The 26899-nt window shown below is 68.8% G+C and carries 23 protein-coding genes and 1 riboswitch; of the genes, 12 read left to right on the forward strand and 11 right to left on the reverse strand.

The features are described 5' to 3' along the window. The first annotated feature begins 135 nt into the window (after positions 1-135). From Aple_RS38605 to cobM, 11 genes are all read left to right on the forward strand, one after another. Complete coding sequence (locus Aple_RS38605; protein ID WP_246265048.1) at positions 136-1299, forward strand: acyltransferase family protein; 1164 nt, start codon at positions 136-138, stop codon at positions 1297-1299. 91 nt (positions 1300-1390) lie between these two features. After that, the gene (gene dop / locus Aple_RS38610) at positions 1391-2908 is read left to right on the forward strand and encodes a depupylase/deamidase Dop (RefSeq protein WP_155349717.1); all 1518 of its coding nucleotides are present in this window, start codon (positions 1391-1393) and stop codon (positions 2906-2908) included. A 33-nt stretch (positions 2909-2941) separates the two neighbouring features. Then, positions 2942-3056, forward strand: a riboswitch (cobalamin riboswitch). A 31-nt stretch (positions 3057-3087) separates the two neighbouring features. Further along, positions 3088-3282 carry a CbtB domain-containing protein gene (locus tag Aple_RS38615; RefSeq protein WP_170317135.1) on the forward strand — a complete coding sequence of 65 codons (195 nt, stop codon included), beginning with the start codon at positions 3088-3090 and terminating at the stop codon, positions 3280-3282. Further along, positions 3282-4001 (forward strand): CbtA family protein, encoded by a 720-nt coding sequence (locus Aple_RS38620; protein ID WP_174889932.1) that lies wholly within the window; start codon positions 3282-3284, stop codon positions 3999-4001. The genes Aple_RS38615 and Aple_RS38620 overlap by 1 nt, the downstream gene beginning before the upstream one ends. A gap of 2 nt (positions 4002-4003) precedes the next feature. Then, on the forward strand, positions 4004-4627 hold the full coding sequence (locus tag Aple_RS38625) for a histidine phosphatase family protein (RefSeq protein ID WP_155349719.1): 624 nt from the start codon (positions 4004-4006) through the stop codon (positions 4625-4627). 99 nt (positions 4628-4726) lie between these two features. Next, a complete protein-coding gene (locus tag Aple_RS38630; RefSeq protein WP_246265049.1) occupies positions 4727-7021 on the forward strand; it encodes a VWA domain-containing protein in 2295 nt (764 codons plus the stop codon). A gap of 18 nt (positions 7022-7039) precedes the next feature. Further along, positions 7040-7636, forward strand: coding sequence for a cob(I)yrinic acid a,c-diamide adenosyltransferase (cobO, locus tag Aple_RS38635; protein WP_155349721.1), 597 nt, complete (start codon positions 7040-7042; stop codon positions 7634-7636). A gap of 479 nt (positions 7637-8115) precedes the next feature. Continuing rightward, positions 8116-9729: a cobyrinic acid a,c-diamide synthase CobB gene (locus tag Aple_RS38640; RefSeq protein WP_218038719.1), complete on the forward strand. Its 1614-nt coding sequence runs from the start codon at positions 8116-8118 to the stop codon at positions 9727-9729. Next, a complete protein-coding gene (locus tag Aple_RS38645) occupies positions 9726-10103 on the forward strand; it encodes a PPOX class F420-dependent oxidoreductase (RefSeq protein ID WP_155349723.1) in 378 nt (125 codons plus the stop codon). Before Aple_RS38640 ends, Aple_RS38645 begins: the two co-directional genes overlap by 4 nt. A gap of 81 nt (positions 10104-10184) precedes the next feature. Then, the gene (cbiE, locus tag Aple_RS38650) at positions 10185-11399 is read left to right on the forward strand and encodes a precorrin-6y C5,15-methyltransferase (decarboxylating) subunit CbiE (RefSeq protein ID WP_155349724.1); all 1215 of its coding nucleotides are present in this window, start codon (positions 10185-10187) and stop codon (positions 11397-11399) included. 258 nt (positions 11400-11657) lie between these two features. Then, on the forward strand, positions 11658-12401 hold the full coding sequence (gene cobM / locus Aple_RS38655) for a precorrin-4 C(11)-methyltransferase (protein ID WP_155349725.1): 744 nt from the start codon (positions 11658-11660) through the stop codon (positions 12399-12401). A gap of 294 nt (positions 12402-12695) precedes the next feature. On the opposite strand, the gene Aple_RS38660 is transcribed toward cobM, so the two are convergent. Next, positions 12696-13457 carry a Clp protease N-terminal domain-containing protein gene (locus Aple_RS38660; protein WP_155349726.1) on the reverse strand — a complete coding sequence of 254 codons (762 nt, stop codon included), beginning with the start codon at positions 13455-13457 and terminating at the stop codon, positions 12696-12698. Positions 13458-13647: 190 nt separating this feature from the next. On the opposite strand from Aple_RS38660, the gene sigJ reads away from it, so the two are divergent. Continuing rightward, positions 13648-14529 carry an RNA polymerase sigma factor SigJ gene (gene sigJ / locus Aple_RS38665; protein WP_218038720.1) on the forward strand — a complete coding sequence of 294 codons (882 nt, stop codon included), beginning with the start codon at positions 13648-13650 and terminating at the stop codon, positions 14527-14529. A gap of 179 nt (positions 14530-14708) precedes the next feature. Here sigJ and Aple_RS38670 read toward each other — a convergent pair whose 3' ends face one another. The 10 genes from Aple_RS38670 to Aple_RS38715 form a co-directional block, all read right to left on the reverse strand. Continuing rightward, the gene (locus tag Aple_RS38670; RefSeq protein WP_155349728.1) at positions 14709-15788 is read right to left on the reverse strand and encodes a cobalt-precorrin-5B (C(1))-methyltransferase; all 1080 of its coding nucleotides are present in this window, start codon (positions 15786-15788) and stop codon (positions 14709-14711) included. Continuing rightward, a complete protein-coding gene (locus tag Aple_RS38675) occupies positions 15785-16528 on the reverse strand; it encodes a cobalt-precorrin-6A reductase (protein WP_155349729.1) in 744 nt (247 codons plus the stop codon). Before Aple_RS38675 ends, Aple_RS38670 begins: the two co-directional genes overlap by 4 nt. Continuing rightward, on the reverse strand, positions 16525-18054 hold the full coding sequence (locus Aple_RS38680) for a precorrin-2 C(20)-methyltransferase (protein ID WP_155349771.1): 1530 nt from the start codon (positions 18052-18054) through the stop codon (positions 16525-16527). The genes Aple_RS38675 and Aple_RS38680 overlap by 4 nt, the downstream gene beginning before the upstream one ends. A gap of 251 nt (positions 18055-18305) precedes the next feature. Beyond that, on the reverse strand, positions 18306-18926 hold the full coding sequence (locus Aple_RS38685; protein WP_155349730.1) for a precorrin-8X methylmutase: 621 nt from the start codon (positions 18924-18926) through the stop codon (positions 18306-18308). Next, entirely contained in the window at positions 18923-20251 is a 1329-nt protein-coding gene (locus Aple_RS38690) for a ferredoxin-like domain-containing protein (RefSeq protein ID WP_218038721.1), read from the reverse strand. The genes Aple_RS38685 and Aple_RS38690 overlap by 4 nt, the downstream gene beginning before the upstream one ends. Before the next feature lie 246 nt (positions 20252-20497). Continuing rightward, a complete protein-coding gene (gene atzF / locus Aple_RS38695; protein WP_155349732.1) occupies positions 20498-22222 on the reverse strand; it encodes an allophanate hydrolase in 1725 nt (574 codons plus the stop codon). Continuing rightward, complete coding sequence (locus tag Aple_RS38700; protein ID WP_155349733.1) at positions 22222-23640, reverse strand: amidase; 1419 nt, start codon at positions 23638-23640, stop codon at positions 22222-22224. Before Aple_RS38700 ends, atzF begins: the two co-directional genes overlap by 1 nt. Before the next feature lie 2 nt (positions 23641-23642). Next, entirely contained in the window at positions 23643-24509 is an 867-nt protein-coding gene (locus Aple_RS38705) for a carbohydrate ABC transporter permease (protein ID WP_155349734.1), read from the reverse strand. A 1-nt stretch (position 24510) separates the two neighbouring features. Then, complete coding sequence (locus Aple_RS38710) at positions 24511-25473, reverse strand: carbohydrate ABC transporter permease (protein ID WP_170321887.1); 963 nt, start codon at positions 25471-25473, stop codon at positions 24511-24513. Between the two features lie 57 nt (positions 25474-25530). Further along, positions 25531-26838 carry an extracellular solute-binding protein gene (locus tag Aple_RS38715; protein ID WP_155349736.1) on the reverse strand — a complete coding sequence of 436 codons (1308 nt, stop codon included), beginning with the start codon at positions 26836-26838 and terminating at the stop codon, positions 25531-25533. Positions 26839-26899: the final 61 nt, after the last annotated feature.

Raw genomic sequence — 26899 nt, forward strand, 5'->3', positions numbered from 1 at the left:
GGTGGGGAAACCCCGGTAGCTCTGTTCGTGGTTTTGCGTGATACTTGAGCGCTCTAGTGGGATTTTTGTGCCTAAGGGTTATTCCAACATGACGCATTTACGGGGGATCGCGGTGTTTGAGCTGGGAGTTTGCCCGTGACCGCGGCGCCGGCCAGGACCAGGCGGCGTAGACGTAGGCCGGCTCCGCCACCGCCACCCGCCCGGGCGCCGATCGCCGAGCAGTCGCCCGTCGGCGGGGGACCCAGGCTCGTCGAACTCGACTTAATGCGATTCATCGCCGCGTTCGCGGTCATGGCCTTCCACTACATGGCCGCCAGCAGATCCCTCTGGGGCGACTACCCCACCGAGATCTTCGCCTCCGTCAACCGGGTCACCACCCTGGGCATCCTCGGCGTCGAACTCTTCTTCCTGATCAGCGGCTTCGTCATCCTCATGAGCGCCTGGGGCCGCAGCATCGGCAAGTTCGCCGTCTCCCGCATCTCCCGCCTCTACCCGGCCTACTGGTTCACCGTCGTCGCCCTGTACGTCCTGTACAACTACACCGACGTCACCGGCTTCAAGGGCAACCTCTACCCCGTCCACTACCTCATCAACCTCTCGATGTTCCAGGAGGCGTTCGGCGTCCTGCACGCGGGAGGCGTATTCTGGTCGCTCTGGGTCGAACTCAAGTTCTACTTCCTGATCTCGATCATCGTGATCATCGGCATCAACCTGCGCCGCGCGATGGCGTTCATGTGGGTCTGGCTGGTCCTCGTCGTCGTCGCCGAATACCTCGAGAACGACCTGCTGACCGAGATCGTCATGCCCAGGCAGGCGCCGTACTTCATCGCCGGCATGGCGTTCTACCTGATCCACCGTGTGGGCCCCTCAGTGACCCGCTGGGGTTTCGTCCTGGTTGGGTACGCCTTCGCCGTCTACGCCGCTCTGGAGCGCGTACAGAGCCGGGTGGACGCCATCGGCCTGAAGCGCTTCCCGGCACCGCCGGAGGCCGTCATCGTGGCCATCACGCTCATCTTCCTGTTGATGGCGGCCGTCGCCCTCGGCTGGCTGAGCTGGGTCAAGTGGGCTCCGCTCACCACGGTGGGCGCGCTCACGTACCCGCTCTACCTGCTCCATCAGAATGTCTCAGCCGTGATCATCCCGGGCCTTCGCGACACGCTGAACCCGTGGTTGCTCACCGCGCTGACAATGGCGGCATCTATAGTGCTGGCGTATCTCGTTTACAAGCTGATCGACCGTCCTGGCCAGCGTTTGCTTCGCCGGATTCTCGGTGGCCGGAGACCCGTACGAAACGAATAGTCGGCTCTCTGCCGTAACTGTCGGGTAACCGGGCATAGAAGAGGGGCTAGGCTCGGGATATAAACGGCGGAACGACGGCCATGGGGTGCGCATGACGGTACGGCGGGTGATGGGCATCGAGACCGAGTACGGCATCGCCGTGCCCGGTCAGCCCGGGGCGAACGCGATGGTGACCTCTTCGCAGGTCGTCAACGCGTACCTCGCGGCGTCGGCCGCGCGCGCCAGGCGGGCCCGGTGGGACTTCGAGGAGGAGAACCCGCTGCGCGACGCCCGCGGGTTCGATCTGGCCAGGGAGGCGGCTGACTCCAGCCAGCTGACCGACGAGGATCTGGGCCTGGCCAACGTGATCCTCACCAACGGCGCGCGGCTGTATGTGGATCACGCCCATCCGGAGTACTCCACGCCCGAGTGCACCAACCCCCGGGCGGCCGTGATCTGGGACAAGGCGGGCGAACGGGTGATGCACGACGCCGCCGTCCGGGCGTCGGGCATGCCGGGGAACGCCCCCATCCAGCTCTACAAGAACAACACCGACAGCAAGGGCGCCTCCTACGGCTGCCACGAGAACTACCTGATGCGGCGGGCCACGCCGTTCGCGGACATCGTCCGGCATCTGACGCCGTTCTTCGTGTCGCGGCAGGTGGTGTGCGGCGCCGGGAAGGTCGGGATCGGGCAGGATTCCCGCGGCGACGGGTTCCAGATCAGCCAGCGCGCCGACTTCTTCGAGGTCGAGGTCGGCCTGGAGACGACGCTGAAGCGGCCGATCATCAACACCCGGGACGAGCCGCACGCGGACCCGGAGAAGTACCGCCGCCTCCACGTGATCATCGGCGACGCCAACATGTCGGAGATTTCCACTTACCTGAAGTTGGGTTCGACCGCGCTGGTGCTCGCGATGATCGAGGACGGGTTCCTCACCGGCGATCTCTCCGTGGAGTCGCCGGTCGCCGCGCTGCGGGCGGTATCGCATGACCCGACCTGCAAGTATGAGATCTCGCTGCGGAACGGGCGCAAGATGACGGCCGTACAGCTGCAGATGGAGTATCTGGAGCAGGCCCGCAAGTATGTCGAGGACCGGTATGGCGCGGGTCTGGATGAGATGACCAAGGACGTGCTGAACCGGTGGGAGTCGGTGCTGACCCGGCTGGCCGAGGATCCGATGCAGCTGTCGCGCGAGCTCGACTGGGTGGCCAAGCTGGAGCTCTTGGAGGGGTACCGGACGCGGGACAACCTGCCCTGGTCGCATCCCCGGCTCGGGCTGGTCGACCTGCAGTACGCGGACATCCGCCCGGAACGAGGGCTCTACAACCGGTTGGTGGCTCGCGGGCGGATGCAGCGGCTGGTGACCGAAGACGACGTCGAACGCGCCATCGAGACGCCGCCGACCGATACGCGGGCCTATTTCCGGGGGCGCTGCCTGCGGCAGTACAGCGAGTCGGTGGCCGCCGCGTCCTGGGATTCTGTGATTTTCGACATTCCCGGGCGGGAGTCGCTGCAGCGGGTGCCCACGCTGGAGCCGCTGCGCGGGACGAAAGCCCACGTGGGCGAGCTGCTCGACCGGTGCAGGACGGCCGCCGACCTGGTGGCCGCGCTCACCGGCGAGGGATAGCCGGGTTGACGGGTTTGTCCGTTCGGGGGTACGTTCCCGGTGAATTGTGGCGGCGTGAGGGAAATCCGGTGTAACTCCGGTGCGGTCGCGCCACTGTAACCCTCCCGATGAGGGGAGCCAGGTCACCACCCGCCACAGACCGACGACAGGGACGCGCAATCCCGGAGGAGGACCGTGGCGTGAGCCAGCTCTCAGCCCCGCATGTTCAGCCCATTCCGCTTCGCAACCTGGCCTGGTGGGCACTGGCCGTGCCCGTTCTCCTGCTGGTGGCCTACCTCGTCACCTTCGACCAGGGGGCGATCTCCCAGGCGGGTGACTACCTGCACGAGCTCATGCACGACGGCCGTCACCTGCTCGGCGTTCCGTGCCACTGATGATCCGCCAGTTGTTCGTCCGGGGCCTGCTCGCCGGAATCATCGCAGGACTCGCCGCGGGCGTTTTCGCCTACTTCGCCGGCGAGCCGCACATCGACAGCGCGATCGCCCTCGAAGAGGCCGCCGCGCACACCCACACCGAGGCTCCCCTTGTCAGCAGAAGCGGCCAGGTGGGGGGATTGTTCCTCGCCACCGCTCTGTACGGCCTCGCCCTCGGCGGCCTGTTCGGCCTCGCGTTCGCCCTGGTACGGGGGCGTGTCGGGCCCCGCTCCGGGAGCGTGTTGTCGATCACCCTGGCGGCGGCCGGATTCGCGGCCGTAGTCCTGGTGCCGTTCGTGAAATATCCGGCTAATCCGCCTGCGGTCGGGGATCCGGAGACGATCGGCTCGCGGACGTCGCTCTACCTGGTCGCGGTCGCGATCGGGGTGCTGGCGATGGCCGCCGCCGCAGTCGCGCACCGGATCTTCGAGGTCAACGGGGAGCCGGTGCGGTGGCTCGCGACCGGGCTGGGGTTCCTCGTCCCGGTCACGGCGGCGTGGGTCTTCCTGCCGGTCGTGTCCGAGGTGCCCGAAGGGTTTCCGGCGGACTTGCTGTGGGACTTCCGGGTTTCGTCGCTGGGGACCCAGGTCGTGTTGTGGGGGGTGCTGGGGGTTTCGTACGCGTACCTCGGGCATCGGAGCGAACAGGTAACCGGGGCGCCGCAGGGCGTACCGGCCTGATCGTGGCTGCGCGAGCGGCGCGGGTGATCGTGGTCGCGCATGGCAGGACGGCGGCCGTGCGGGCCGCCGCCTTCCCGTCCCCTGACGACGTTCTGGAGCTCCCGCCAGCCGGGGACGTCGTCAAGGGCGAGGGGAGGGCCGGGCCCGAGGAGCGTTGCCTGGGTACGGCGCGGTGGCTGGGCGTGGCGGCGGTCGCCGATCCGGGGTTGCGTGACTGCGATCTCGGGCGGTGGCGGGGGAGGGCGTTCGCCGAGGTGGCGGCGGAGGAGCCCGAGGGCGTACGGGCCTGGCTGAGCGATCCCGGCGCGGTGCCGCACGGGGGTGAGTCGGTGGCCGGGTTGATCGCCCGGATGGGGGAGTGGCTCGGCGGGCTCCCGCCTGGGCGGTCGCTGGCGGTCACCCATCCGGCGGTCGTGCGGGCGATGCTGGTGTCGGCGCTGAGGCTGCCGGACGTCGCGTACTGGCGGGTGGACGTTCCGCCGCTGGGCCGGGTCGAATTGAGCGGATTCGACGGGCGCTGGAACCTTCGCTTACCACAATGGGGACCTTTGATGGGGGCCTCGCGGGGGTCCGAAGGGATTTTTCCCGATTTTTCGGCTATTTCGGAGGGTGATTTTGAGGGGTAGCGGTGGTGGATTCCTCCATTTGACCAGCCTTCCGAGGTTTTTCGGTCTTGAGAAAAGGGCGTATCTGCGGTGACGTATCCGTTTAGCGCGGTTGTTGGGTTGGCGGATCTGAAACTGGCGCTCGTGCTCAACGCGGTGTCGCCGCGCGTGGGCGGGGTCCTGGTCCGGGGGGAGAAGGGCACGGCCAAGTCGACCATCGTACGGGCGCTGGCGGCGCTGCTGCCGCCCGTGGAGGTGGCGGAGGAGTGCCGGTTCTCGTGCGATCCGAGCGCTCCTGATTCCTTGTGCCCGGACGGGCCGCATTCGGGTGCCGGGCTGGTACGGCCGGCGCGGCTGGTCGAGTTGCCGGTCGGCGCGTCCGAGGACCGGCTGGCCGGGTCGCTTGATCTTGAGCGGGCGCTGACCGAAGGGGTCAAGGCGTTCGAGCCGGGGCTGCTGGCGGCGGCGCATCGGGGGATCTTGTACGTGGACGAGGTCAACCTGTTGCACGACCATCTTGTCGATCTTCTTCTGGATGCCGCCGCGCTGGGGACGTGCTATGTCGAGCGGGAAGGGGTGTCGGTGCGGCATGCGGCCAGGTTTTTGCTCTCCGGGACGATGAATCCCGAGGAGGGGGAGCTTCGGCCGCAGTTGCTCGATCGGTTCGGGCTGACCGTGGAGGCGCGGGCGTCGCGGGATCCGGCGGAGCGGGCGGAGGTCATTCGGAGGAGGCTCGCGTATGAGCTGGATCCGGAGGGATTCGCCGCGCGGTGGGCGGTGGAGGAGGCGGGGCTCGCTCGGCGGATCGTTGGGGCTCGTGCGCTTCTGCCCGGGGTGAGGTTGCCGGATGCGGCGTTGAAGCAGATCGCGACGGTTTGCGCCGGGTTTGAGGTGGATGGCATGCGGGCGGATATCGTCACCGCTCATGCGGCGATGGCGCATGCTGCCTGGCAGGGGCGTACCCGGGTGATTTCAGCGGATGTGCGGGCGGCGGCACGGCTCGCGTTGCCGCATCGGCGGCGGCGGGATCCGTTCGACGCGCCGGGTTTGGACGAGGCCAGGCTTGACGAGCTCCTGAACGATTTCGACGATTACCCGGACGACGACCCCGACGATGGTGCACGTCCGGGCGAATCCGGAAATATCAACACATCCGAGTCCGGCGACGGCGGAGCCGAGCCCAGTGCGGCCGGGTCAGAGGATGGGGGCGGGTCGGGATCAGCTGACTCCTGGGAGCCGAACGCGTCGACGGACTTCGGCCCGTCGGACGGGTTCGGGCCACGGGATTCCACCGGAATGCGGACGGGTTCTGACCAGCCTGGAGCAGAGGGCCGGGACGGCCCGGACACGCTGAGATCGGCGGATTCAGGTAGTACGGGTTTGGCGGAGGGCGGCGCATTCGCGGAGGCGGGTGCGCCCTATCGGACCAGGATTTTCACTGTTCCCGGGGTCGGCATGGGTGTTCCGGGGCGGCGGTCACGGGCGCGCACGCCGGATGGGCGGACGTCGGGATCCCGCCTGCCCGACGGGCGGATCACGAGCGTGCATCTGATGGCGACCCTCCGGGCGGCCGCTCCACATCAGCGGTCGCGTGGTGCGGAGGGCTTCGGGTTGCCGACGGAGAAGGCCGACCTTCAGGGGATGGCTTCGGGTCGGCGGTCGCACGGGGTGGAAGGTCCCGGGTCGCGGATGGAGCAGGCTGATCTTCAGGGACTGCCTTCGCGCCAGCGGTCTGGTGGGGAGGAAGGTCTCGGGTTGCGGGTAGAGAGGGCTGATCTTCAGGGGGTGGCTTCGCGTCCGCGGTCGCGTGGGGTGGAAGGCCGTGGGTTGCGGATTGAGAAGGCTGACCTGCGGGAAGCCGTTCGTGAGGGGCGTGAGGGTAACCTCGTGCTGTTCGCCGTGGACGCCAGTGGGTCGATGGCCGCGCGGAAGCGCATGGGGGCGGTTAAGGCGGCCGTGTTGAGTTTGTTGCTCGATGCGTACCAGCGGAGGGACAAGGTTGGTCTGATCACTTTTCGGGGGGAGGCGGCGGAGCTGGTGTTGCCGCCGACGTCGTCGGTGGAGGCGGGAGCCGCGCGGATGCGCGATCTTCGTACGGGAGGACGGACGCCGCTCGCGGCGGGCCTGCTCAAGGCCGCGGACGTGCTCCGTGTGGAACGGCTCCGCGACCCGGCCCGTCGTCCGCTGCTCGTGATCGTCACCGACGGCCGCGCGACCTTCGGCCCGAACCCCCGCCAGGCCGCTACCCTGCTGACCCAGGTGACCACCGTCGTCGTCGACTGCGAATCCGGCCCGATCCGCCTCGGCCTCGCCACCGACCTGGCCGCGCGGATCGGGGCGCTTCCCGTTCGCCTGGACGCGCTCGCCGAAGGCGGCCTGGCCCAGGTGGTCCGGGCCACCCGGCTGGCCGCATGAACCACGAGGAGAGGTCACATGCCGCAGGGCAAGCCTGACCAAGTGCCCGAAGACGGCCTCACGACCCGGCAGCGCCGCAACCGGCCGCTCGTGATCGTCCACACCGGACCCGGCAAAGGGAAATCCACCGCCGCGTTCGGGCTCGCCCTCCGCGCCTGGAACCAGGGCTGGCCGATCGGCGTGTTCCAGTTCGTGAAGTCCGCCAAATGGCGCATCGGCGAGGAAGCCGCCCTACGCGCCCTCGGCGAACTCGGCCCACCCGTCACCTGGCACAAAATGGGCGAAGGCTGGTCCTGGATCAAGAAAGCGGGCACCGAAGACGACCACGCCGCCGACGCCCGCGAAGGCTGGAACCAGATCAAACGCGACCTCGCCTCGGAAACCTACCGCCTGCTCGTCCTCGACGAATTCACCTACCCCATCAACTGGGGCTGGATCGACATCGAGGACGTGACCACCACCCTGACCACCCGCCCCGGCACCCAACACGTGATCATCACCGGCCGCAACGCCCACCCCGCCCTCCTGGACATCGCCGACCTGGTCACCGAAATGACCAAGATCAAGCACCCCATGGACACCGGCCAGAAGGGCCAAAAGGGCATCGAATGGTGAGTCAGTGATACCGGACGCGGCCAGGGCTTCCAATGGCAAGAGCGTGTGAAGACGGCGCGGGAGCGCCTCGTGTCGGTGTGCGTGCGGTGGCGCTGGGTTTGAGAGGTGAGGGTGTCTGCGAGGGCGATGAACGGTGCCGGAGCGCTTCGCGTCGGTGTGCGTGCGGTGGCGTGGGTGCGGGGGATGGCGCCCAGGACCGGGATGCCGGTGGATTCCAGGGATTCGCGGCAGACCTCCTCGTGGCGCGGGGAGCCTACGCGGTTCAGCAGGCGGACGCGGGTGTCGTACGAGGCGAAACCGTGGGCGATGGTGGTGCCGGAGTGCTTCGCGTCGGTGTGTGCGGTGGTGCTGGGTTTGAGGGGTGAGGGTGTCCGCGAGGCCGATGGTGGTGCCGGAGCGCCTCGTGTCAGTGTCCGTGGCAGGACGATGGTGTGTAGAGCAAGGACGAGAGCGGTGAATCGGATGGGTTTCGGATGGTGATGGTGCCGCGATTGGTCATCGCCGCGCCCGCGTCCGGTGCGGGCAAAACGACCATAGCCACGGGCCTGATGGCGGCACTGGTCCGCCGGGGGCTTGCCGTGTCACCGCACAAGGTCGGCCCCGACTACATCGACCCCGGCTACCACGCCCTCGCCACCGGCCGTCCCGGCCGCAACCTCGACCCCTGGCTCACCTCCGAAGACCTGATCGCCCCCCTCTTCCTCCACGGCGCCGCCAACGCCGACATCGCGATCATCGAAGGCGTCATGGGCCTCTACGACGGCATGCGCGGCACCGCCGACTTCGCCTCCACCGCCCACGTCGCCCGCCTCCTCGAAGCCCCCGTCATCCTCGTCGTCGACGCCACCGGCCAAGGCCAGTCCGTCGCCGCCCTCGTCCACGGTTTCGCCTCGTACGACACCCGCGTCCGCCTGGCCGGAATCATCCTGAACCGCGTAGGCTCCCCGCGCCACAAGGAGGTCTGCCGCGAATCCCTGGAATCCACCGGCATCCCGGTCCTGGGCGCCATCCCCCGCACCCCCGACGCCACCACCCCATCCCGCCACCTCGGCCTCATCCCCGCCGCCGAACGCCACACCGAAGCCACCACGACCATTCCGGCCCTAGCCACTTTGATCGAGTCGACTTGCGACCTGCCCGCCCTTGTCGCCCTCGCCCACCGCGCCGCACCGATCCCGGCCACCGCTTGGAACCCGCAAGACGCTGTCGCCACGACCGCAAACGTAAAAGGGGCGGGTGGGAAAGCCCCCGCTTCAGTCGGACAAGGCGACACCACGGGTGATGGCGAAGGCTTGGCAAGTGGGCCAGCCCCTGTTTCGGTCGGGCAGGGCGAAGCCACGGCTGATGGCGAAGGATTGCCGGGTGGCGGAGCTGCCGTTTCGGTGGGGCGGGGCGGAGCCACGGAAAGAAATCAAGGGTGGGTGGGTGGGAGAACCCCCGTATCAGTAAGGCAGAGCGAAGTCACGGGAGAAGGATGGGTGGGGGTCGATGGGCGGGCTCGGCGGGGTATTCGGCCCGTGGTCGCCATTGCGGGGGGAGCCGCTTTCACCTTTGGCTATGTGGAACAAGTGGAACTGTTGATCGCGGCGGGCGCGGAGGTGGCGACGTTCGATCCGGTTCGGGATGAGGATCTTCCCGAAGGCACTCGTGGAGTGATTCTGCCGGGAGGATTTCCGGAGGTCTACGCCTCGGAGTTGTCCGCCAATGAGCGCCTCCGGGTGAGGATGGCCGAGTTCGTCACCAGTGGGGGCGCGGTCGTGGCGGAGTGTGCGGGGTTGCTCTATCTGAGCAGGGAACTCGACGATCATCCCATGTGCGGCATCCTCGACGCTAAAGCGGAAATGTCTGGACGGCTGACTTTGGGGTATCGGGACGCGGTAGCCGTACAAGATTCGGTGCTGACGCGGGCGGGGGAGCGGTATCGGGGACATGAGTTCCACCGCACGGTCTGCACGCCACCCGACAGCCCGGTCTGGCGCTGGATTGACGGTGGCGACGGATACGCTTCCGGTCGGGTGCTGGCTTCGTACCTGCATCTGCACTGGGCGGGCAGCCCGGTGCTGGCCGCACGATTCGTGGGGGAGTGCCGATGAGTTTCGAGACGTTCTGGAAGGAACGACACCTCTGCACCCTCACCACGATCCGCCCGGACGGCACCCCCCACGTCGTTCCGGTCGGCGTCACCCTCGACGGCGACACCGCCAGGATCATCACCAGCGGCGGATCTCGCAAAGCCGACCACGTCCGCGCCGCCGGCCCAGAAGGCGCGCTCGTCGCTATCTGCCAGGTGGACGGCCGCCGCTGGTCCACCCTCGAAGGCCGCGCCGTCATCCGCGACGACCCCGCCTCGATCGCCGACGCCGAGCACCGCTACGCCGCCCGATACCGCCAGCCCCGCCCCAACCCGGAACGCGTCGTCATCGAAATCAAGGTGACCAGGATTCTAGGAAATGTCCCCCATGCCTGACCCGCACACCCCACGGGACACCCAAAGCGACTCAACGTCGCCGCCCGGCACATCCGGAAACGTGAGTCTGGCCTTCTCACCATGACCGCCCCCGTTGTCGTCGTCGGAATCGGCGCCGACGGATGGGACGGGCTCTCCCCCGCCGCCCGCCGGGAGATCGAAACCGCCGAGGTCCTGATGGGCAGCGCCCGCCAGCTCGCCCTGGTCTCCACCTCCGCCGAACAGATCACCTGGCCGTCCCCCCTGCTCCCGGCCCTCCCCGGCCTGCTCGCCGGCTACCGCGACCGCCGGATCTGCGTCCTCGCCAGCGGCGACCCCATGTTCCACGGCATCGGCTCCACCCTGGTCCGCATCCTCGGCCCGGAAAACGTCAGGATCCTCCCCTCGCCGTCCTCGGTCTCCCTGGCCTGCGCCCGCATGGGCTGGCCGCTCGAACGCACCCACGTGATCAGCGCGGTCGGCCGCCCCCTCGCCACCCTCAACGCGGCCCTCCGCCCCGGCGAACGCCTCCTGATCCTCGGCGCCGACCCCGCCCGAGTCGCCACCCTCCTCATCAACGCCGGTTACGGCGAGAGCCCCTTCAGCGTCCTCGAACTCCTCGGCTCCCCCGACGAGAAGCTCCGCCACACCACCGCCAACGGCTGGGCCATCTGGGGCTACATCCCCGACCCCCTCAACATCGTGGCCGTCGAATGTTTCCCCGACCCCGGCACGCCCACACCCCCACGCGTCCCCGGCCTCCCCGACGAGACCTTCGACCACGACGGCCAGCTCACCAAACGCGAGGTCCGCGCGGTCACCCTCGGCCTGCTCGGCACCGACGGCATCCTCTGGGACATCGGCGCCGGCGCGGGCAGCATCGCCATCGAATGGCTCCGCGCCCACCCCACCGCCACCGCGATCGCCATCGAACGCGACCCCGCCCGAGCCACCCGAATCACCAAAAACGCCGAAACCCTCGGCGTCCCCACCCTCCGCGTCCTCACCGGCACCGCCCCCGACGTCCTGACCGCCCTCACCACCCCACCCACCACGATCTTCATCGGCGGCGGCCTCACCACCCCCGGCCTCCTCGACCACTGCTGGTCCAGCCTCCACCCCGGCGGCCGCTTGGTCGCCAACGCGGTCACCCTAGAATCCGAAGCCGTTCTCTCCACCTGGTACGGCCACCTCGGCGGCGACCTCTTCCGCCTCGCCATCAACAGAGCCGCCCCCCTCGGCGACTTCACCACCTGGCGCCCCCAACTCCCCGTCACCATCTGGTCGGTGACCAAGCCCCACGAGGAACCCCGATGACGGCCATTCCACCTGAGGCCACCCAATCGCACCGCCAGCCAACGATGCCCGCTCCTTCCATCAGCGGCCCGCCGTTCCACCGGCGGCGCGCGGTGATCGTCTCCTCCACCAGCGGCCGGACGATGACGGGCGATTGCACGGGTGGGCCACGATGATCGTTCACTTCACCGGCGGCCAGCCGTTGCACTGTCGGTTCGCGCTGGCGGTCTCCTCCATCAGCGGCCGGACAATGATGGGCGATTGCGCTGGTGGCTCGCGATGACCGTTTACTTCATCGGTGCGGGGCCAGGCGCGGCCGACCTGATCACGGTGCGCGGTCAACGCCTCATTGAGCGGCTGCCCGTCTGCCTGTACGCGGGATCCCTGGTCCCCCCAGAGTTGATCGCCTGCTGCCCCCCAGGGGCCCGGCTGATCGACACCGCACGCCTGACCCTGGACGAGATCATGGCCGAACTGCTCGCCGCGCACGCCGAAGGCCTGGACGTCGCCCGCCTGCATTCCGGCGACCCCTCCGTCTTCAGCGCGATGGCCGAGCAGATGCGCCGTCTCGACGCGGCGGCGGTGCCGTACGAGGTGGTGCCCGGAGTGCCCGCGTTCGCGGCGGCGGCCGCGACTTTGCGACGCGAGTTGACGGTGCCCGGCGTCGCGCAGACCATCGTGCTCACCCGTACGGCTCTCCGGGCGACCCCCATGCCCGAAGGCGAGGATCTCGCCACGCTTGGCCGCAGTCGCGCGACGATCGTCCTGCACCTGGCCGTGCAACGAATCGAGACGGTCGTCGCGGAACTGACCCCCGCATACGGCCCCACCTGCCCGGCGGCGGTCGTCGCCTGGGCGAGCCGTCCCCAGGAGATCGTGCTCCGCGGCACCCTGGCCGACATCGCGGAAAAGGTCGCAACCGCGGGCATCACCCGAACCGCCGTCATCATCGTCGGCCGCGCCCTCACCGCCGCCACGTTCCCCGACAGCCACCTCTATTCGTCATCCCGCGTCCGCGACTGAGCCGTGAGGAGCCAGGGTGTGGCACCAGTACCCATTGCCGCCCCTGCTACCAGCGGAACTCGTACACCACCTCCGTGGACGCAACCAGTATCGGAGTGAGCGCACGGCGGTCCTCCTGCATAGGCCCAAGTGTCGCCGGTCACCGGCATCAGCACACGTTTCACCACAGAATTGCCAACACGATGAGGACCAAGAAGGCCAGTTGGAGCCACCGCTGCCACAGCGGAAGGAGACGTTGGCCGTACCGCCGCTTCTGATTGGGCGGCCTACTGCGACGGCGGCTGAACACGGCCGTCAGCCTTCGGTGGTCAGCCCGAGGTGCTCCTCCAGCCGTGCGATGCGCCGGCTCAGCGGTTCGATTTCCTGACGTACGGCCGCGGCGAGCGCCTGCTGTGCGCCGGCCGACGCCGCCGACTGGCCCTGCCCGCTCTCGGCCCGCAGGTGGACGTAGCCCGCCAGCGCGGCGGTGACGGCTCGGCGGACGAGCTTGGGATCGGCCCCCAGGGCCCGCAGAACCTGTCCTGCGACTCCGTCGGGCTCGACAGCCAGGCCGAGCAGCAGGTGCTCGCAGCCGATGTAGTTGTGACCGAGGGAGGTCGCCTCGGTGACCGCCAGTTCCAGAGCGTTGGCTGCGGGCCCGTCAAACCGGCGCGGATCACGGTCCGGTGGGGCGGTCTCCCGCTCTCCGGGCTGCCGACGGGCCAGATCACGCCCGACCTGCTCCGGCTCGATCTCCATGGCGCGGAGCACGTGGAGGGCCAGGTTGGTGCCCTCGTCCAGCATGGCGCCCAGCAGATGCTCGGTACCTATCCTCGGCGCGCCGGCGTCCCGCGCCCGCTCCACAGCCAGCTTCAGCACGGTACGCGTCCTTGCGGTGAGGTGCGCCAGTGCCCCGGTCGGTTCGTCGTCGAGATCACCCAGAACCGTCTCCCGGATGGCGGTCACCCGTCGCACGGCCTGCTCCAGAGCCCGCTGGCACACCGCCGACACCGGCACACCGGCCTCCTTGACCGCCTCGGCCAGATCATCGGGCAGATAGACGTTGATCTTCGGCATCGCGCACAACTCCATAGACTCCAGCTGTATGTACCCCCAAGATAACCCCATAGGGGTTATTAGGTCCAGTGGGTTCTGCGCCGCCGATGAACTTCCCAATCCCAGAAATGAGCATTTTGAGAACACGGACAGTCAGGAACACTGCGCCGAGCCAGGACACAGCCGGTCAGATCCGGACCTGAGCGCGATCATGAGCGAGCGGCGTCAGCTGATCAACCTCGCCTACCGGCTCCTGGGCTCCCTGACCGATGCCGAGGATGCCGTACAGGAGACCTACGCCCGCTGGTACGCCATGTCCCCGCGGCGGCAACAAGCCATCGAATCCCCCGGCGCCTGGCTGACGAAGGTCGCCGGCCGCATCTGCCTGGACCTGCTCGGCTCGGCACGGGCCCGGCGCGAGAGCTACGTGGGCGAATGGATCCCCGAACCGCTGCCCGATCACACGGAGTGGATCAATGTGCCGCCGGGCGGCACCACGGCCGACCCGGCCGACCGGATCACCCTCGACGAGTCGATCAACATGGCCTTCCTCGTCGTACTCGAATCGATGACCCCGGCCGAACGCGTCGCGTTCATCCTGCACGACGTCTTCGGCTACCCCTTCGCCGAAGTGGCCGAGATCGTCGGCCGGACGCCGGCGGCATGCCGCCAGCTGGCCTCCTCGGCCCGCCGCCGCATTCGTGCGCCGCAGGCTCCCGCGGTTCCGGCAGCGCGGCAGCCCGGCACCGTCAGGGACTTCAAGCAGGCCTGGGAAGCCAAGGACATCGACGCCCTCATCGGCCTCCTCGACCCCGACGCCACGGCGATCGTCGACGGCGGCGGCGTGGTCAGCGCCGGGATCCGCCCGATCGAAGGCGGCGAGCAGATCGCCCGCTACATGATCGCTATCGCCGGCATGGCATCGGACCTGACGATCCTGGAGCGTACGGTCAACGGTCGGCCCGGCCTGGTGGCTCAGCAAGACGGCGTCACCGTGACGGTGGCAGCGTTCGAGGTTGCCGGCGACCGGATCGAGCACATATGGGCGGTACGCAATCCCGAGAAGCTCCGGCCTTGGACGGTGATGTCATAGCACTAGGACCAACCCAGTCGCGCGGCCGTCGACCGGTTCGCCTCTGATGTTGACCTTGGCGGCCTGTTCTCAGGGCCGCCGGACCGTTTGGCCGGTGATCTTTGCGTTCCGGGCGGTCATCCGGTGCGACTCGACGCGGCCCTCGCCATCCGTCAGCCAGGCACTCTCGGTGGTTGTTGTCAGCCGATGGCAGTGGATCGGCCGACGATGGTTCCCGCGCGGTCGATGACGATCACATCCACGGAGACCGGGGCTCCGGTCAGGACGGTGCGGGCGGTGTTCAGGGCGCGGGTGGCCACGAGGTCGCCGAGAGGGACGGCCTCCGCCTGGCAGAGCCGGAGGGCGTGCAAGGCGGTGTTGGCGGATTCGATCTGGGTGACTAGGTCGGGGGGCGCGCCCGCTTCCGCGGCCAGGGTGGCGAGCAGGGGGAGGTTCACCTGGGAGCGGCCGGAGTGCAGGTCGAGGTGGCCGTCGGCGAGTTTGGAGAGTTTGCCGATGCCGCCGACGATGGTGAGGCGGGGGATGGGGTGGCGGCGGAGGTATTTCAGGACGGCGCCGGCGAAGTCGCCCATGTCGAGGAGGGCGTCGTCGGGCAGGCCGTACAGGGTGGAGGCGACCTGTTCTGAGGTGCTGCCGGTGCAGCCGGCGACGTGGGGGTGGCCTGCCGCGCGGGCGACGTCGATGCCGCGGCGGATGCTGTCGATCCAGGCGGAGCAGGAGTAGGGGACGACGACGCCGGTGGTGCCGAGGATGGAGAGGCCGCCGAGGATGCCCAGCCGGGGGTTCCACGTTTTGAGGGCGAGTTCGGCGCCGCCTTCTACGGATATTTCCACTACTACGTCGCCGGTGCCGCCGTGGCGGGCGGCGACCTGGGTGACGTGATCGGTCATCAGGCGGCGAGGGACCGGGTTGATCGCGGGTTCGCCGACCGGGAGGGGGAGGCCGGGTTTGGTCACGGTGCCGACGCCCGGGCCGGCGAGGAAGGTCACGCCGGAGCCGGGGGCGCCGGGGCGGACGGTGGACATGATGAGGGCGCCGTGGGTCACGTCCGGGTCGTCGCCCGCGTCCTTGACGATCGCGGCCATCGCCCAGCCGTCGCCGAGCGCCTCCCGGGCCAGCGCGAATGATGGGTGTTTGTCCTTAGGCAGGGCGATCTCGACGGGGTCGGGGAAGTCGCCCGACAGCAGTGCCGTGTAGGCGGCCGTCGTCGCCGCGGTCGCGCAGGCGCCCGTGGTCCAGCCGTACCTGAGGGCGCTCATCGGGCGATCAGGCCGTCGAGCCAGGTCACGGCCTCAGCGACGGTGGCGGCTGTGGGGACGCCTGGGGGTGGGGGCGGGCGCCGTACCACGACGACCGGGAGGCCCAGCTCGCGGGCGGCGGTGAGCTTGGCGGAGGTCATGGTGCCGCCGCTGTCCTTGGTGACGATCACGTCGATGTGGTGGGCGCGCAGCAGGTGGAGTTCGCCTTCCCGCGTGTACGGCCCCCGGCTGAGCAGCACCTCCATCTGGCGCGGGAACGGAGGCTCGGGCGTGTCGACCGAGCGGGCGAGAAACCATACGTCGTCGAGATGGGTGAAAGCGGGCAGGCTTCGGCGGCCGGTGGTGAGGAAGGCGCGCGTACCGATCCGGGGGAGCCGTTCGGCGGCTTCCTCCAGCGTGGCCGTCCAGCGCCAGTCGTCGCCGGGTTCGGGGGCCCAGCCGGGCCGCCGGAGCACCAGCAATGGAATCCCGGTGCCGTCCGCCGCCTTCACGGCCGAATCGGTCATTCGCGCGGCGAACGGATGCGACGCGTCCACGATCATGGTGATGCGTTCGGCTCGCAGCCAGGCGGCGAGGCCGTCCGGTCCGCCGAAACCACCGATCCTGACCTCGCCGACAGGCAATCGGGGGGAGCTCACCCGGCCCGCCAGGGACGAGATCATGTCGACTCGTCCCTGTACGGCTAGCGCCAGACGCCTGGCCTCGTCCGTGCCCCCGATGATCAGCAGCCGGGGACTCATGCCGGGTAGCGGCGCGGCGTGAACACGACATTCCCTTGCTCGCGGGGAACGATCCGCGTGGTCGAGGAGCCGATGATCAGCAAACAGCGCATGTCGACGTCGGCGGGGTCGAGGTCGGCCAGGGTGGTCACGCGGACGTCTTCGCCGGGCGTACCCACGGAACGGCCGATGATCACCGGCGTGTCGGGGGATCGGTGCTCCAGGAGCAGGTCGCGGGCCGCGGCGACCTGCCAGGTCCGGGTGCGAGACGCCGGGTTGTAGATGGCCAGCACCAGATCCGCGCGGGCGGCCGCGCTGATCCGATCCGCCACCACATCCCAGGGTTTGAGCTGATCCGACAGGGAGAGGACGCAATAGTCGTGCCCGAGCGGCGCGCCCACCCGCGCCGCGACCGCGTGCGCCGCCGTGAGCCCCGGGACCACCCGGACGGGCACCCCCGCGAACCGGGCCTCGCACGACACCTCCAGAACCGCGCTCGCCATCGCGAAAACCCCGGGATCCCCTGACGAGACCACGGCGACCCGCGAACCGGACAACGCCAATTCCAGCGCGTGCGCGGCCCGTTCGGCCTCGACTCGGTTGTCGGTCGCATGCCGTTTCTGCCGCGGATTCACGGGGACCCGATCCAAATAGGGTCCGTACCCCACTAATTCATCGGCCGTCATCAGCGCGTCCCACGCTTCCGGTGTCAGCCACGGCCGACCGGCGGGCCCAAGCCCGACCACGGCCACCTCGCCCATTCCCGAAGCCGGAACAGTCCGCACCGGCACGACCGCCGGATCATTCACCGGACTGGGCAGCAGCGCCAGCGAGAAATAGGGAACCGACGCCGGATCCACATCCGCCAGAGGCGCGATTCGTTCACCCGCCGCCGTGGCCCGCTCCACATACCAGGCATCGTCCAGTTTCCCCGCCGCCACGAAAGCGTCCCGCACCTTCTCGAAGGTACGGCCCAGCTTCAGAATCGCCACCGAATCAGCCGACCCGATGTGCGCCGCGAGCGTCTCCGCCGGAAGCGTCCCAGGCAGAACCGTCAAGGTCTCATCCCGCTCGACCAGCGGCCTCCCTAGGACGGCCGCCGCCCCGCTCACCGAGGTGACCCCCGGCACGACCTCCGTCTCATACCGATGCGCCAGCCGTTTGTGCATATGCATGTACGACCCATAGAACATCGGATCGCCCTCACACAACACGACCACATCCCGCCCCGCGTCCAAATGCTCCGCCAGTCGGATCGCACACGCGGCGTAGAAATCGTCGAGCGCGCCCTGATACCCACCTGGATGATCGGTCGTCTCCGTGGTGACCGGATACACGAGCGCTTCTTCGACTTGGTCCCCACGTAAATATGGGGCAGCCACCGACCGCGCGATACTTCGCCCATGGCGTGCGCTGTGATACGCGATCACCCCGGCCGCCCCGATGAGCCGCGCCGCTTTCACGGTCACCAACTCCGGATCCCCAGGCCCAAGCCCAACACCGTAAAGCCGCCCGCTCTTAACGGCCGGGTCAGGCGCGAGTTCTATATCGTAAAGCCGTCCGCTCTTAGCGGCTGAGTCAGGCGCGAGTCCTACATCGTAAAGCTGCCCGGTCTTGACGACATCGTCAGGCTCGGGTCCGACGCCAGAACGCTGTCCGGTCTTGACGGTTGTCGGTTCAGGTTCGCTGGGCCCGAGTTCAACGCCGCGGGTCTTGACGGACTCTGTATCGCCGGAACGAGTGGGTGAATCCTCGGGGGTTTGTGCAGGCCGGGTCACGTCGTTCGCACCATCCTCGGTCATTCTTCGTCGCTCGCGATCGCGTTGATCGCCGCAGCCGTCATGGCGCTGCCGCCTCTCCGTCCCCGTACCACCAGGAATTCCAGGTCGGCGCGTCCGGCGAGCGCGTCCTTCGACTCGGCCGCGCCGATGAAACCCACCGGAACTCCCAAGACCGCCGCGGGCCGCCCCGCGCCCTCGTCGATCATTTCCAGCAGCCGGAACAGGGCGGTCGGAGCGTTTCCGATGGCGACGACCGATCCTTCCAGCCGATCCCGCCACAACTCCAGAGCAGCCGCGCTCCTGGTCGTCCCCAGGCGTTCCGCCAGCTCGGGCACGCGCGGATCCCCCAGACTGCAAACCACATCATTTCCGGCAGGTAGCCGCTTGCGGGTAACCCCGGACGCCACCATCTGCGCGTCGCACAACACCGGAGCCCCGTCCCGCAACGCCGCCCCAGCCGCCGCGACCACCCCAGGTGACCAGGCCAGATCTCCCACCAGATCCACCATCCCGCAGGCGTGGATCATCCGGACCGCGACCCGCGCCACATCCTCCGGCAGCCCGCCCAACTCCGCTTCCGCGCGAATCGTGGCGAACGACCGCCGATAGATCTCCGCCCCGTCCCGGACGTAACTCACCCGATCCTCCTGCTCCGCACATCCTCCACCACGGCGTGCAATTCCCCGTGAGTACGGCTGACGCCCTCGAAATCCACCCGATAACCCCCCGGAACCGCCACCACATCCACGACCTCACCCCGAGGCCGCCCGCAACGACGCTCGCACCCCGCCCAGTGCACAGGCCTTGACCCGCCCAGCGCCCCCACCGACGTCCGCGCGTCCGCCTGCACATCGGTCAGCGACTTCGCGCACCCCGGCCGTCCCGTACACGCCGTGACCACAACCCAGGGCGACCGCGGATCAGTCACCAGCCCAACATTCCCCAGAGCGACCTCAGCCGACGCGGCGTTATTCGCCGACAACCCGGCCACGACAACCCCCCGCCGGGGCGTCAACCGCACGATCCCCTCCGGCCCCGCCACTTCGGCGAGCACCACGACCTGCGCCGCCGACAACCGCCCCAGCGGGACGACCGCTCCGATCGCGTACGTCCCGTCGCTCAACGCGATGACACCCACAGGCGAAAGCCCGTCTCCGCGTCGGCCATCGCTCCCTAGCGACGCAGTCTGGTCCGCCGCAAGCCGGGGGCTGCCCTGGGAAATGATCGGGGAGGGGGCGGGAGTGCTGCTGACCGGGTCGGCGCTCCGGGTGGAGACCGGGTCGGTGAGGACGGATGTGGTGAGCAGAGGGGATAAACGGGCGGCTATCTGGGCTGGGCCGTCATGGAGTTCGGAGAGTCTCCAGGCCTCGCTGCTCTGGGCGGTTCGTTCGGTGAGGAAGGATTCCGCGGCGGTCAGCATGAGGTGGACGGTGGCGTCGATCGGGCAGCGGAGTCCGTGGTCTTCCCCGGCGAGAAGGATCCGCATGGAATCGGCGTCGGGAATAGCCGATATATCGGCGTTTTGTGTGGCGACGTCTCCAGTGCCGTCGTCCAGCGCGAAGAGGAAGCGACCAGGAAGGGCGGCCAGGGGCGTACGGGAGCAGAGGCCTTTGTCCAGGGCGGTGACCAGCGGGCGGACGTCGAGGATGCCGCGCGGGCCGAGACCGGTCAGGGGGGAGGCGAGGATGTTGCGGACCCGTTCGTGGGTGGGGGATGGGAGCAGGCCCGCGGCGGCGATTCCGGCGGCGAAAGCGATGGGGTCGCGCAGGGCGCGGACCTGGACGTTCGCGCGGGACGTCAGCTCGATGAAACCGTCGCCGAGGCCCGCGGTCAGGGCGCGGAGCGCGGCGAGGGAGAGTTCGCCGCCGGGGACGCGTACGCGGGCCAGCGGGCCATCGGCCGCCTGGTGAAGCTGCAGGGCTCCAGGGCAGGCGTCAGGTCCCGTTCGGATGGGATCTGGCACGCTTCGCGTTGAAATCCCACTATGTCCGGCAATGGCCACGTCCTGGATCGTAGAGCTTGTCCGAGAGCTTTGCTCCGCGGGGGTGCTCCTGTCCGGTAAGCCCGTTGCCATCCTGCGACTGCCCGTCCCTTCGAGTCGCCACGACGGCTACCAGGCCGAGGCATACGGCGCCGACGGTGATGTCCGGTGAGTCATAGTGATGCGCCGTGCCCGTGGGGGAGTTCGAACTGAACGGATGGGGTGCCGTCAACCATGCCAAGCCGAACCGAGGGAACGCGGGTCGCCGCGCCGAGGTTCGGCGAGGTGCTGTCGCCAGTCTCCGGCGTGCGAAATGTCCGTGGCGGCCGTGAGCGCCACCGGTTCGCAGACGAATCCGAGAATGCTCCGCCCGTCGGAGAGATCGACCCGGCCGATGGCCATCGGCTGGACGAGGTCGTCCAGGAAGTCGGCGAGGCCGGCCACCGGCACGAGCCACTCCTCGCCGCCGATGGCGCACCCTTCGGCGTCCGTTCGCACGAGCCCGGGTTTCGGTGGATCGGTGGGCAGTTCGTAGAACCGGTAGCGCGGTGCCGTGGTGATTGGGCGGAGCATCCGGGCTCGGCAACGCGTGAGCTGGTGGGAGAGGGGTTGGCCGGTCATGTGGGCGCCGAACACGGCGAGTGACACGCCTGGCGGAAGCCACGGGTCGGCGACGTCCTCGGAGCGGATCATGGCAGCCAGGTCGAGCAGGGCGCGGTCGGAGAAGGCCGGTCCGACAAGGGTGACGCCGACCGGGGGTGCCCCGGGTATCGCGACCGCGGCCAGGTCGAGAAGGTTCACGAAGTTCGTGTACGTGCCCACCCATGCGTTTTTCCCGACAGGGTTGTCGAGTACCTCCGCGATCGTCGGGTGTCCGGGTGCCGTGGGGAGGAGCAGGGCATCGATGCGTTCCCAGAGAGGGCGGAGCCGGCAGCGCTGTGCGCGGAGCGTCTGCTGGTCTCGTACGAGGTCGGTCGCCAGGGTCGTCGCACCGTTCCCGACGATCTGCTTCACGACGCGATCCACCGTCTCGGGCCCGGCGTCGAGGAGGTGACCGAATGCGGCGGTCCGCTCCGCGACCAGGGCGCCGCCGTACAGCAGCCGGGCGGTGGCGAGCAGCGGTTCGACGTCGACCTCGATGATCGAAAGGCCACGGTCGCGAAGCTCGCCGACCGTGGCGTCGAAGGCGTCGCGCCACTCGGGTGACATCGCGTCCAACGCCGACCCGCCGGGGATGCCGATCCGTCCGATGGCGGGCCCGGCGAGGGGAGCGGTAGCCGGCCACGCGCGGCTCGCCGGATCCTCGGGGTCCTCGGCCGCGATGACCGCCAGCATCCGTTCGGCGGTGGCGAGGTCGCGGGAGAAGACGGTGACGGCGTCGTAGCTTGGCGAGGCGGGAACCACCCCGCGTGCCGACACGAGGCCGAGAGTCGGTTTCACCCCGATGATCCCGTTGAAGGCGGCAGGCACCCGTCCGCTGCCGGCGGTGTCGGTCCCCAGCGCGGCGTCGACGATGCCGAGGGCGACGGCGACGGCCGATCCGGAACTGGACCCCCCGGAGACCAGTTGCGGGTCGTGCGCCGCGCGAACCGGGCCGTACGGGCTGCGTACCCCGACGAGGCCGGTGGCGAACTGGTCGAGGTTCGTCTTGCCCAGCACGAGGGCGCCGGCCAGCCGGAGCCGGCGCACCGCGTAGGCGTCACGTTCCGGATGATAGGCGGCACCCGGGGAGGCGGCCGTCGTCGGCATTCCGGCGACGTCGATGTTGTCCTTGACCGCGATGAACGTTCCGGCCAGCGGCAGATGCTCACCGGCGGCGACTCTGCGGTCGATCTCGACGGCTTGGGCGCGAAGCGCGTCGTGATCCTCCAGGTGGATCCACACCTCGGGCCGGTCGGCCCGCTCCAGCCGGCGCAGCGCGGCCTGGAGACGATCGAGTGCGGCCTGTGTCATCAGATGTCCCTAGGGCGCAGCTGGGTGAACCCAGTGCCGGCCTCGATCGCGGCGCCGTAGGCCAGCAGCGACGCTTCGGCGCGCATGCGTCCGACGAGCTGGAGCCCGAAGGGCATGCCGGAGGCCGTGAACCCGCCTGGCGTGACCAGGGCCGGGTGGCCGGTCATCGTGATGCGGTTGGCCATCCGCTGCCAGCGGAAGTAGCGGTCGAACTTCACACCGTCGATCTCCTCGACCCATTCCACGTCCGCCGGAGGTGCGGTCACCGGGGTCGCCGGCGTGACGAACAGCTCGTAGTCGCGCAGGAGCCGGGCGGTGCGGCGGTAGATCTCGGTCCGCAGGGCGAACCCGTGCGCGATCTCCTTGGCGCTGTAGGCACCGCCCTGCTGGACATTGCGCACGAAGTCGGGCCGATAGCGCTCAGGGGTCGCCTCGACGCCAGGCCAGCCGAAGGAGAAGAACCCGAACATCTCGACGATCTCCCATGCCTCGTCGGCGTCGGAGAAGTCGATCTCCACATCCTCGATGACCGCGCCGAGCGCCTCGAGCCGCGTACGGGCCAGCGCGTAGGCGGCCCGGACCTCCGGGTCGACGGGGAGCCCGTCCGCGTCCTTGCTCCACCCGATGCGGACGCCGTCGAGACGCGCTGGGGACAGGGCGGCGAAGACCTCGGGAGCGTCCTCGATCGAGAGCGGGGCGGCGATGTCCGGGCCGGCGATCGCGGCGAGCATGAGCCCGGCGTCGAGGGAGTTGCGGGCCATCGGGCCGAGGACGCTGTGCGGGGACCATCCGCTGCCGGGAGCGTCCGCGGGCACCCGCCCCGCGGTCGTGCGCAGCCCGACGGTGTTGCAGAAGGACGAGGGGTAGCGCAGGCTTCCGCCACTGTCCGAGCCGTCCGCGACCGGGAGCATGCCCGCGGCGAGGGCGGCCGCGGCGCCGCTGGACCCCCCGCCGTGGGTCGCCAGGTTCCAGGGATTGCGGGTGACGCCGTAGACCGGGTTGAAGGTGAGCGTGCCGACGCCGTGCTCGGGGGTGTTGGTCTTGCCGATGACGATGGCGCCGGCCTCGCGCAGCCGGGTCACGAGAAGGCTGTCCCGGGTCGAGGGCGCGGCGTCCGCGAACGCCGCGGAGCCGTAGGTGGTGGGGAGGCCGCGAACGTCGAGCAGGTCCTTGACCGCGGTAGGCAGTCCGTGCAGGACGCCGAGCTCATCGCCACGGGCAACCGCCGAATCGGCCTCGCGTGCCGCGGCGAGCGCCGCGGAGGCGGGGATCGGGGCCACGATCGAGTTCACCTTCGGGTTGACCTCTTCGATCCGGTCGAGGTGGGCCCGCATCACCTCGACGGCGGAGAGCTCGCGCCGGCGGATCGCGGCGGCCAGGTCGGTGGCGTTCCAGTAGTGGAGCGGCTGCTCGGACATCGCTAGTGGATTCCCTTCATGATGCCCGACACCATGTAGCGGTTGAGGGCGATGGCGACGAGGACGACGGGGAGCGTGGCGATCTGCGCGAAAGCTCCCATCTGGCCGATGCTGATGTCGACACTGCCGACGGTGGCGAGCATGCCCACCGGGAGCGTCGCCGTCCCCGGGTTGGTAAGCAGCAGCGCGAAGAGGAAGTCATTCCAGGAGAAGAGAAACACGGTCAGCGCACTGGAGATGACGCCGCCGCGGGCCAGCGGGAGCGAGATCCGCCAGAAGGTGCCGAAGCGACCGCAGCCGTCAAGGCCGGCGGCGGACTCCACGACCGGGGGAATGGCCCGGAACGTGGTCCACATCGTCCAGACGACGAACCCGACGTTCAGCGCGGCGCTGATGATGATCAGCGCGGCCTGCGTCCCGAGTAGCCCGATGTCGCGCATGAGGAGATAGAAGGGGATGAGCGCGGCGACCGGAGGGACCATCCGCAGGAAGAGGAACACGTAGGCGACGGACGGTGTGAGGCGAGACTCCGACCGGGCGAGCGCGTAGCCGGCGGGCACCCCGAGAAGGAGCGCGACGAGGGTGGTGCCGGACGCCACCAGGAGGCTGTTGAAGAGAAGCTTCCCGGGTTGGAACAGGGAGAAGATGCCGTGGAAGTTGTCGAGACTGGGGGCGAAGAAGGGATTGAGAGGATCCGCGGAGTAGATCTGCACCCGGGTCTTGAACGCGGTTGCCAGAAGCCACAGGACGGGAGCGAGAAAGAGCAGCAGCAGGGTCAGCACCGCGGTGCGGCGCAGAACCGACACGATCCTCCTGCGGCGGCTGCGGCTGACCGCCGCGCGGTGGCGAGGCACGGTCACGACGGTCATGTCACTGTCCTTCGTACTTGCGGTTCAGCCGGCTCAGCGAGGCGATGTAGATCACCGCGAAGACCGAGATGATCACGAGCAGGATGTTGCTGATCGCCGCGGCGTAGCCGACGTTGAAGAACTTCAAGCCCTCGGTGAACGCCAGGAAGTTGAGCGTGGTGGTGGCGTCCCCCGGCCCGCCGCCCGTGATCGCGTAGATCGAGTCGAACACCTTGAAGGCGTCGATGGTGCGGATGATGACGGCGATGAAGATGTAGCTGGACAGCAGCGGCAGCACCATCGAGAACAGGCGACGCCAGTAGCCCGCCCCGTCGAGGGAGGCGGCTTCGGTTACCTCATCGGGGAACGAGCGGAGGCCGGCCAGCAGCGTCAGCGCTATGAGCGGTGTCCACTGCCAGATGTCGACGAGGATCAGCGCCGACATCGCCGTGGCCGGTGAGGCGACGATGCTCTCGGTGCTCCCTCCGGTCAACGTGTTGATGATCGTGCCGAGCGGTCCGTAGCTCGTCGAGTAGAGGTTCTTGAACACGAGCGCGGCGACCAGTGGCGTGAAGGCCACCGGAACGAGCAGCAGCGCGGTGACGGTCTTGTTGAATCTGGTGTCACGCCAGAGCATGAGCGCGAGCGCGAGACCGAGTGCGAGTTCGACGGCGACGGCGACGGTGGCGAAGACGACCGTGTTCACGATCGCGCGCCGGCCCTGGTCGCTTCCGATGAACGTCACGTAGTTGTCGAACCCGACGAACGTCGGCTCGCGGGTTCCGCGGGTGAGGTTGTAGTCGAAGAAACTCAGGTGAACGGCCGAGACGAGGGGATACACGCAGACCAGGGCCGCGTAGACCACCGCGGGTGCGACCATGAACAGGAGGAAGCGGGAGCGCTGGCGGCGAGCCCGGGTCCTGGCCCGCGCGGGGCGCATGCCGACGCTGGGGCTGTGAGTGCCCCGCACCTCGGTAGTTGTCATCGTGGTCCTTACCATCCAGGGGGTGGGCGCCGGTGCGTGCGCGCCCACCCTGTCGAATCAGAAAAGCTTCGCGACGGTGTCCTGCGCCTCATCGAGGGCCGCCTGCGCGGACACGTTCTGCGTGAGGACCTTGCTGACGGCGGTACCGACAGCGGTCTCGATCTCGGAGTACTGCGGCACCCGCGGGCGAGCGTCACCGTCACCGTTGGTGAGTGCCTCGCCGATGACATCCTGGAAGGGGTACTTCGCGAGCAACTCCTTGTCCTCCACCGTCGACTTGCGGATGTACGAGCCGGCGCCGTCGGCGACCCACCGCTTCTGCACGTCGGGTGAGGTGACCCACTTGATGAACTCCCACGCCGCGGCCTGATGCTCGCTTGCGGAATTGATTGCCAGACCCCAGCCCCCGAAGGCGTACTTGGGCGTGACACCCGACGCCATCGGCGCCGGCACGGTGGCGACCTTGCCCGCGACGGTGGAGACGTCCGGCTTCTCGTACGAGGCGCGGCTCACGCTCCAGCTCTCAACCATCGCGGCTTGGCCCTGCGTGAACGCTGTCTCACGCTGGCCCCAGTCGAACTCCTTCGCACCGCCCGGGGCGGCGCCGTCGAACAACTTCTTGTACGTCTCCAGCGACTTGACGTTCACCGCTGAGTTGACCACCGGCTTGCCGGCTGTGTCGAGGATCTGCCCACCGGACTGGAACGCGTACGCCATCCAGTCCTGTGCGGCCGCCGGACCCTGCTGGCCGTTCGCGACCCAGCCCGCCGGCGTGCCCGACTTGCCGATCGCGAGCGCGGCCGACTCGAGTTGCTCCAGGGTCTTGGGTGCTTCGAGGCCCTTCTGCTGGAACACGTCGGTTCGGTAGTTCAGCAGGTTGACGTAGCCGGCGAGCGGGAAGGCGACCTGCTTGTCCCCCCACTTACCCTGGGTCCACGCCGCGTCGTAGATGTCGTCGAGCTGGAGTTGGTCCTTGTCCCGCTCGATCAGCTTGGTGAGGTCGGCCGTGTAACCGGCCTCCGCGAACTCGCCGGTCCAGACGATGTCCATCGTGAGCAGGTCGAAGTTCGCCGTACGCCCGACGAAGTCGCTGCGCACCCGGGTGGCCAGGTCGCCGTAGCCGACGACGTCCACCTGGATGCCGACGCCGTTCTGCTGCCCCCACTCGGCGGCCAGCGTCTTCAGCGTCGGGGCGAACGGGTCGTTCATCGCGATCAGGGTGAGCTTCTGGCCACGCAGGGATCCGGGGCTGGCGGGTGCCGCGCCGGAGGGATCCGTGGAGCCGGAGTTGCCGGAGCAGGCGGCAAGACCGAGGCAGGCGAGTGCCGCGATGCCTGCCAATGCGCGGCGTCGGAGAATGCGCATTCGATATCCTTCGGGTCGTGGGCTGACGTCGTGCGAGGGCGTCGTCCCTTTGTGATGGGTG

The sequence above is a fragment of the Acrocarpospora pleiomorpha genome (assembly GCF_009687885.1).
Lineage (GTDB): Bacteria > Actinomycetota > Actinomycetes > Streptosporangiales > Streptosporangiaceae > Acrocarpospora > Acrocarpospora pleiomorpha.

What these genes read in the sequence shown, in the direction of transcription:
- dop (WP_155349717.1), top strand. Translation starts at nt 1,391, where the DNA reads ATGACGGTACGGCGGGTGATGGGCATCGAGACCGAGTACGGCATCGCC.
- Aple_RS38620 (WP_174889932.1), top strand. Translation starts at nt 3,282, where the DNA reads ATGATCCGCCAGTTGTTCGTCCGGGGCCTGCTCGCCGGAATCATCGCA.
- cobO (WP_155349721.1), top strand. Translation starts at nt 7,040, where the DNA reads ATGCCGCAGGGCAAGCCTGACCAAGTGCCCGAAGACGGCCTCACGACC.
- Aple_RS38640 (WP_218038719.1), top strand. Translation starts at nt 8,116, where the DNA reads ATGGTGCCGCGATTGGTCATCGCCGCGCCCGCGTCCGGTGCGGGCAAA.
- Aple_RS38645 (WP_155349723.1), top strand. Translation starts at nt 9,726, where the DNA reads ATGAGTTTCGAGACGTTCTGGAAGGAACGACACCTCTGCACCCTCACC.
- cbiE (WP_155349724.1), top strand. Translation starts at nt 10,185, where the DNA reads ATGACCGCCCCCGTTGTCGTCGTCGGAATCGGCGCCGACGGATGGGAC.
- cobM (WP_155349725.1), top strand. Translation starts at nt 11,658, where the DNA reads ATGACCGTTTACTTCATCGGTGCGGGGCCAGGCGCGGCCGACCTGATC.
- Aple_RS38660 (WP_155349726.1), bottom strand. Translation starts at nt 13,457, where the DNA reads ATGCCGAAGATCAACGTCTATCTGCCCGATGATCTGGCCGAGGCGGTC.
- sigJ (WP_218038720.1), top strand. Translation starts at nt 13,648, where the DNA reads ATGAGCGAGCGGCGTCAGCTGATCAACCTCGCCTACCGGCTCCTGGGC.
- Aple_RS38670 (WP_155349728.1), bottom strand. Translation starts at nt 15,788, where the DNA reads ATGAGCGCCCTCAGGTACGGCTGGACCACGGGCGCCTGCGCGACCGCG.
- Aple_RS38675 (WP_155349729.1), bottom strand. Translation starts at nt 16,528, where the DNA reads ATGAGTCCCCGGCTGCTGATCATCGGGGGCACGGACGAGGCCAGGCGT.
- atzF (WP_155349732.1), bottom strand. Translation starts at nt 22,222, where the DNA reads ATGACACAGGCCGCACTCGATCGTCTCCAGGCCGCGCTGCGCCGGCTG.
- Aple_RS38700 (WP_155349733.1), bottom strand. Translation starts at nt 23,640, where the DNA reads ATGTCCGAGCAGCCGCTCCACTACTGGAACGCCACCGACCTGGCCGCC.
- Aple_RS38705 (WP_155349734.1), bottom strand. Translation starts at nt 24,509, where the DNA reads ATGACCGTCGTGACCGTGCCTCGCCACCGCGCGGCGGTCAGCCGCAGC.
- Aple_RS38710 (WP_170321887.1), bottom strand. Translation starts at nt 25,473, where the DNA reads ATGACAACTACCGAGGTGCGGGGCACTCACAGCCCCAGCGTCGGCATG.
- Aple_RS38715 (WP_155349736.1), bottom strand. Translation starts at nt 26,838, where the DNA reads ATGCGCATTCTCCGACGCCGCGCATTGGCAGGCATCGCGGCACTCGCC.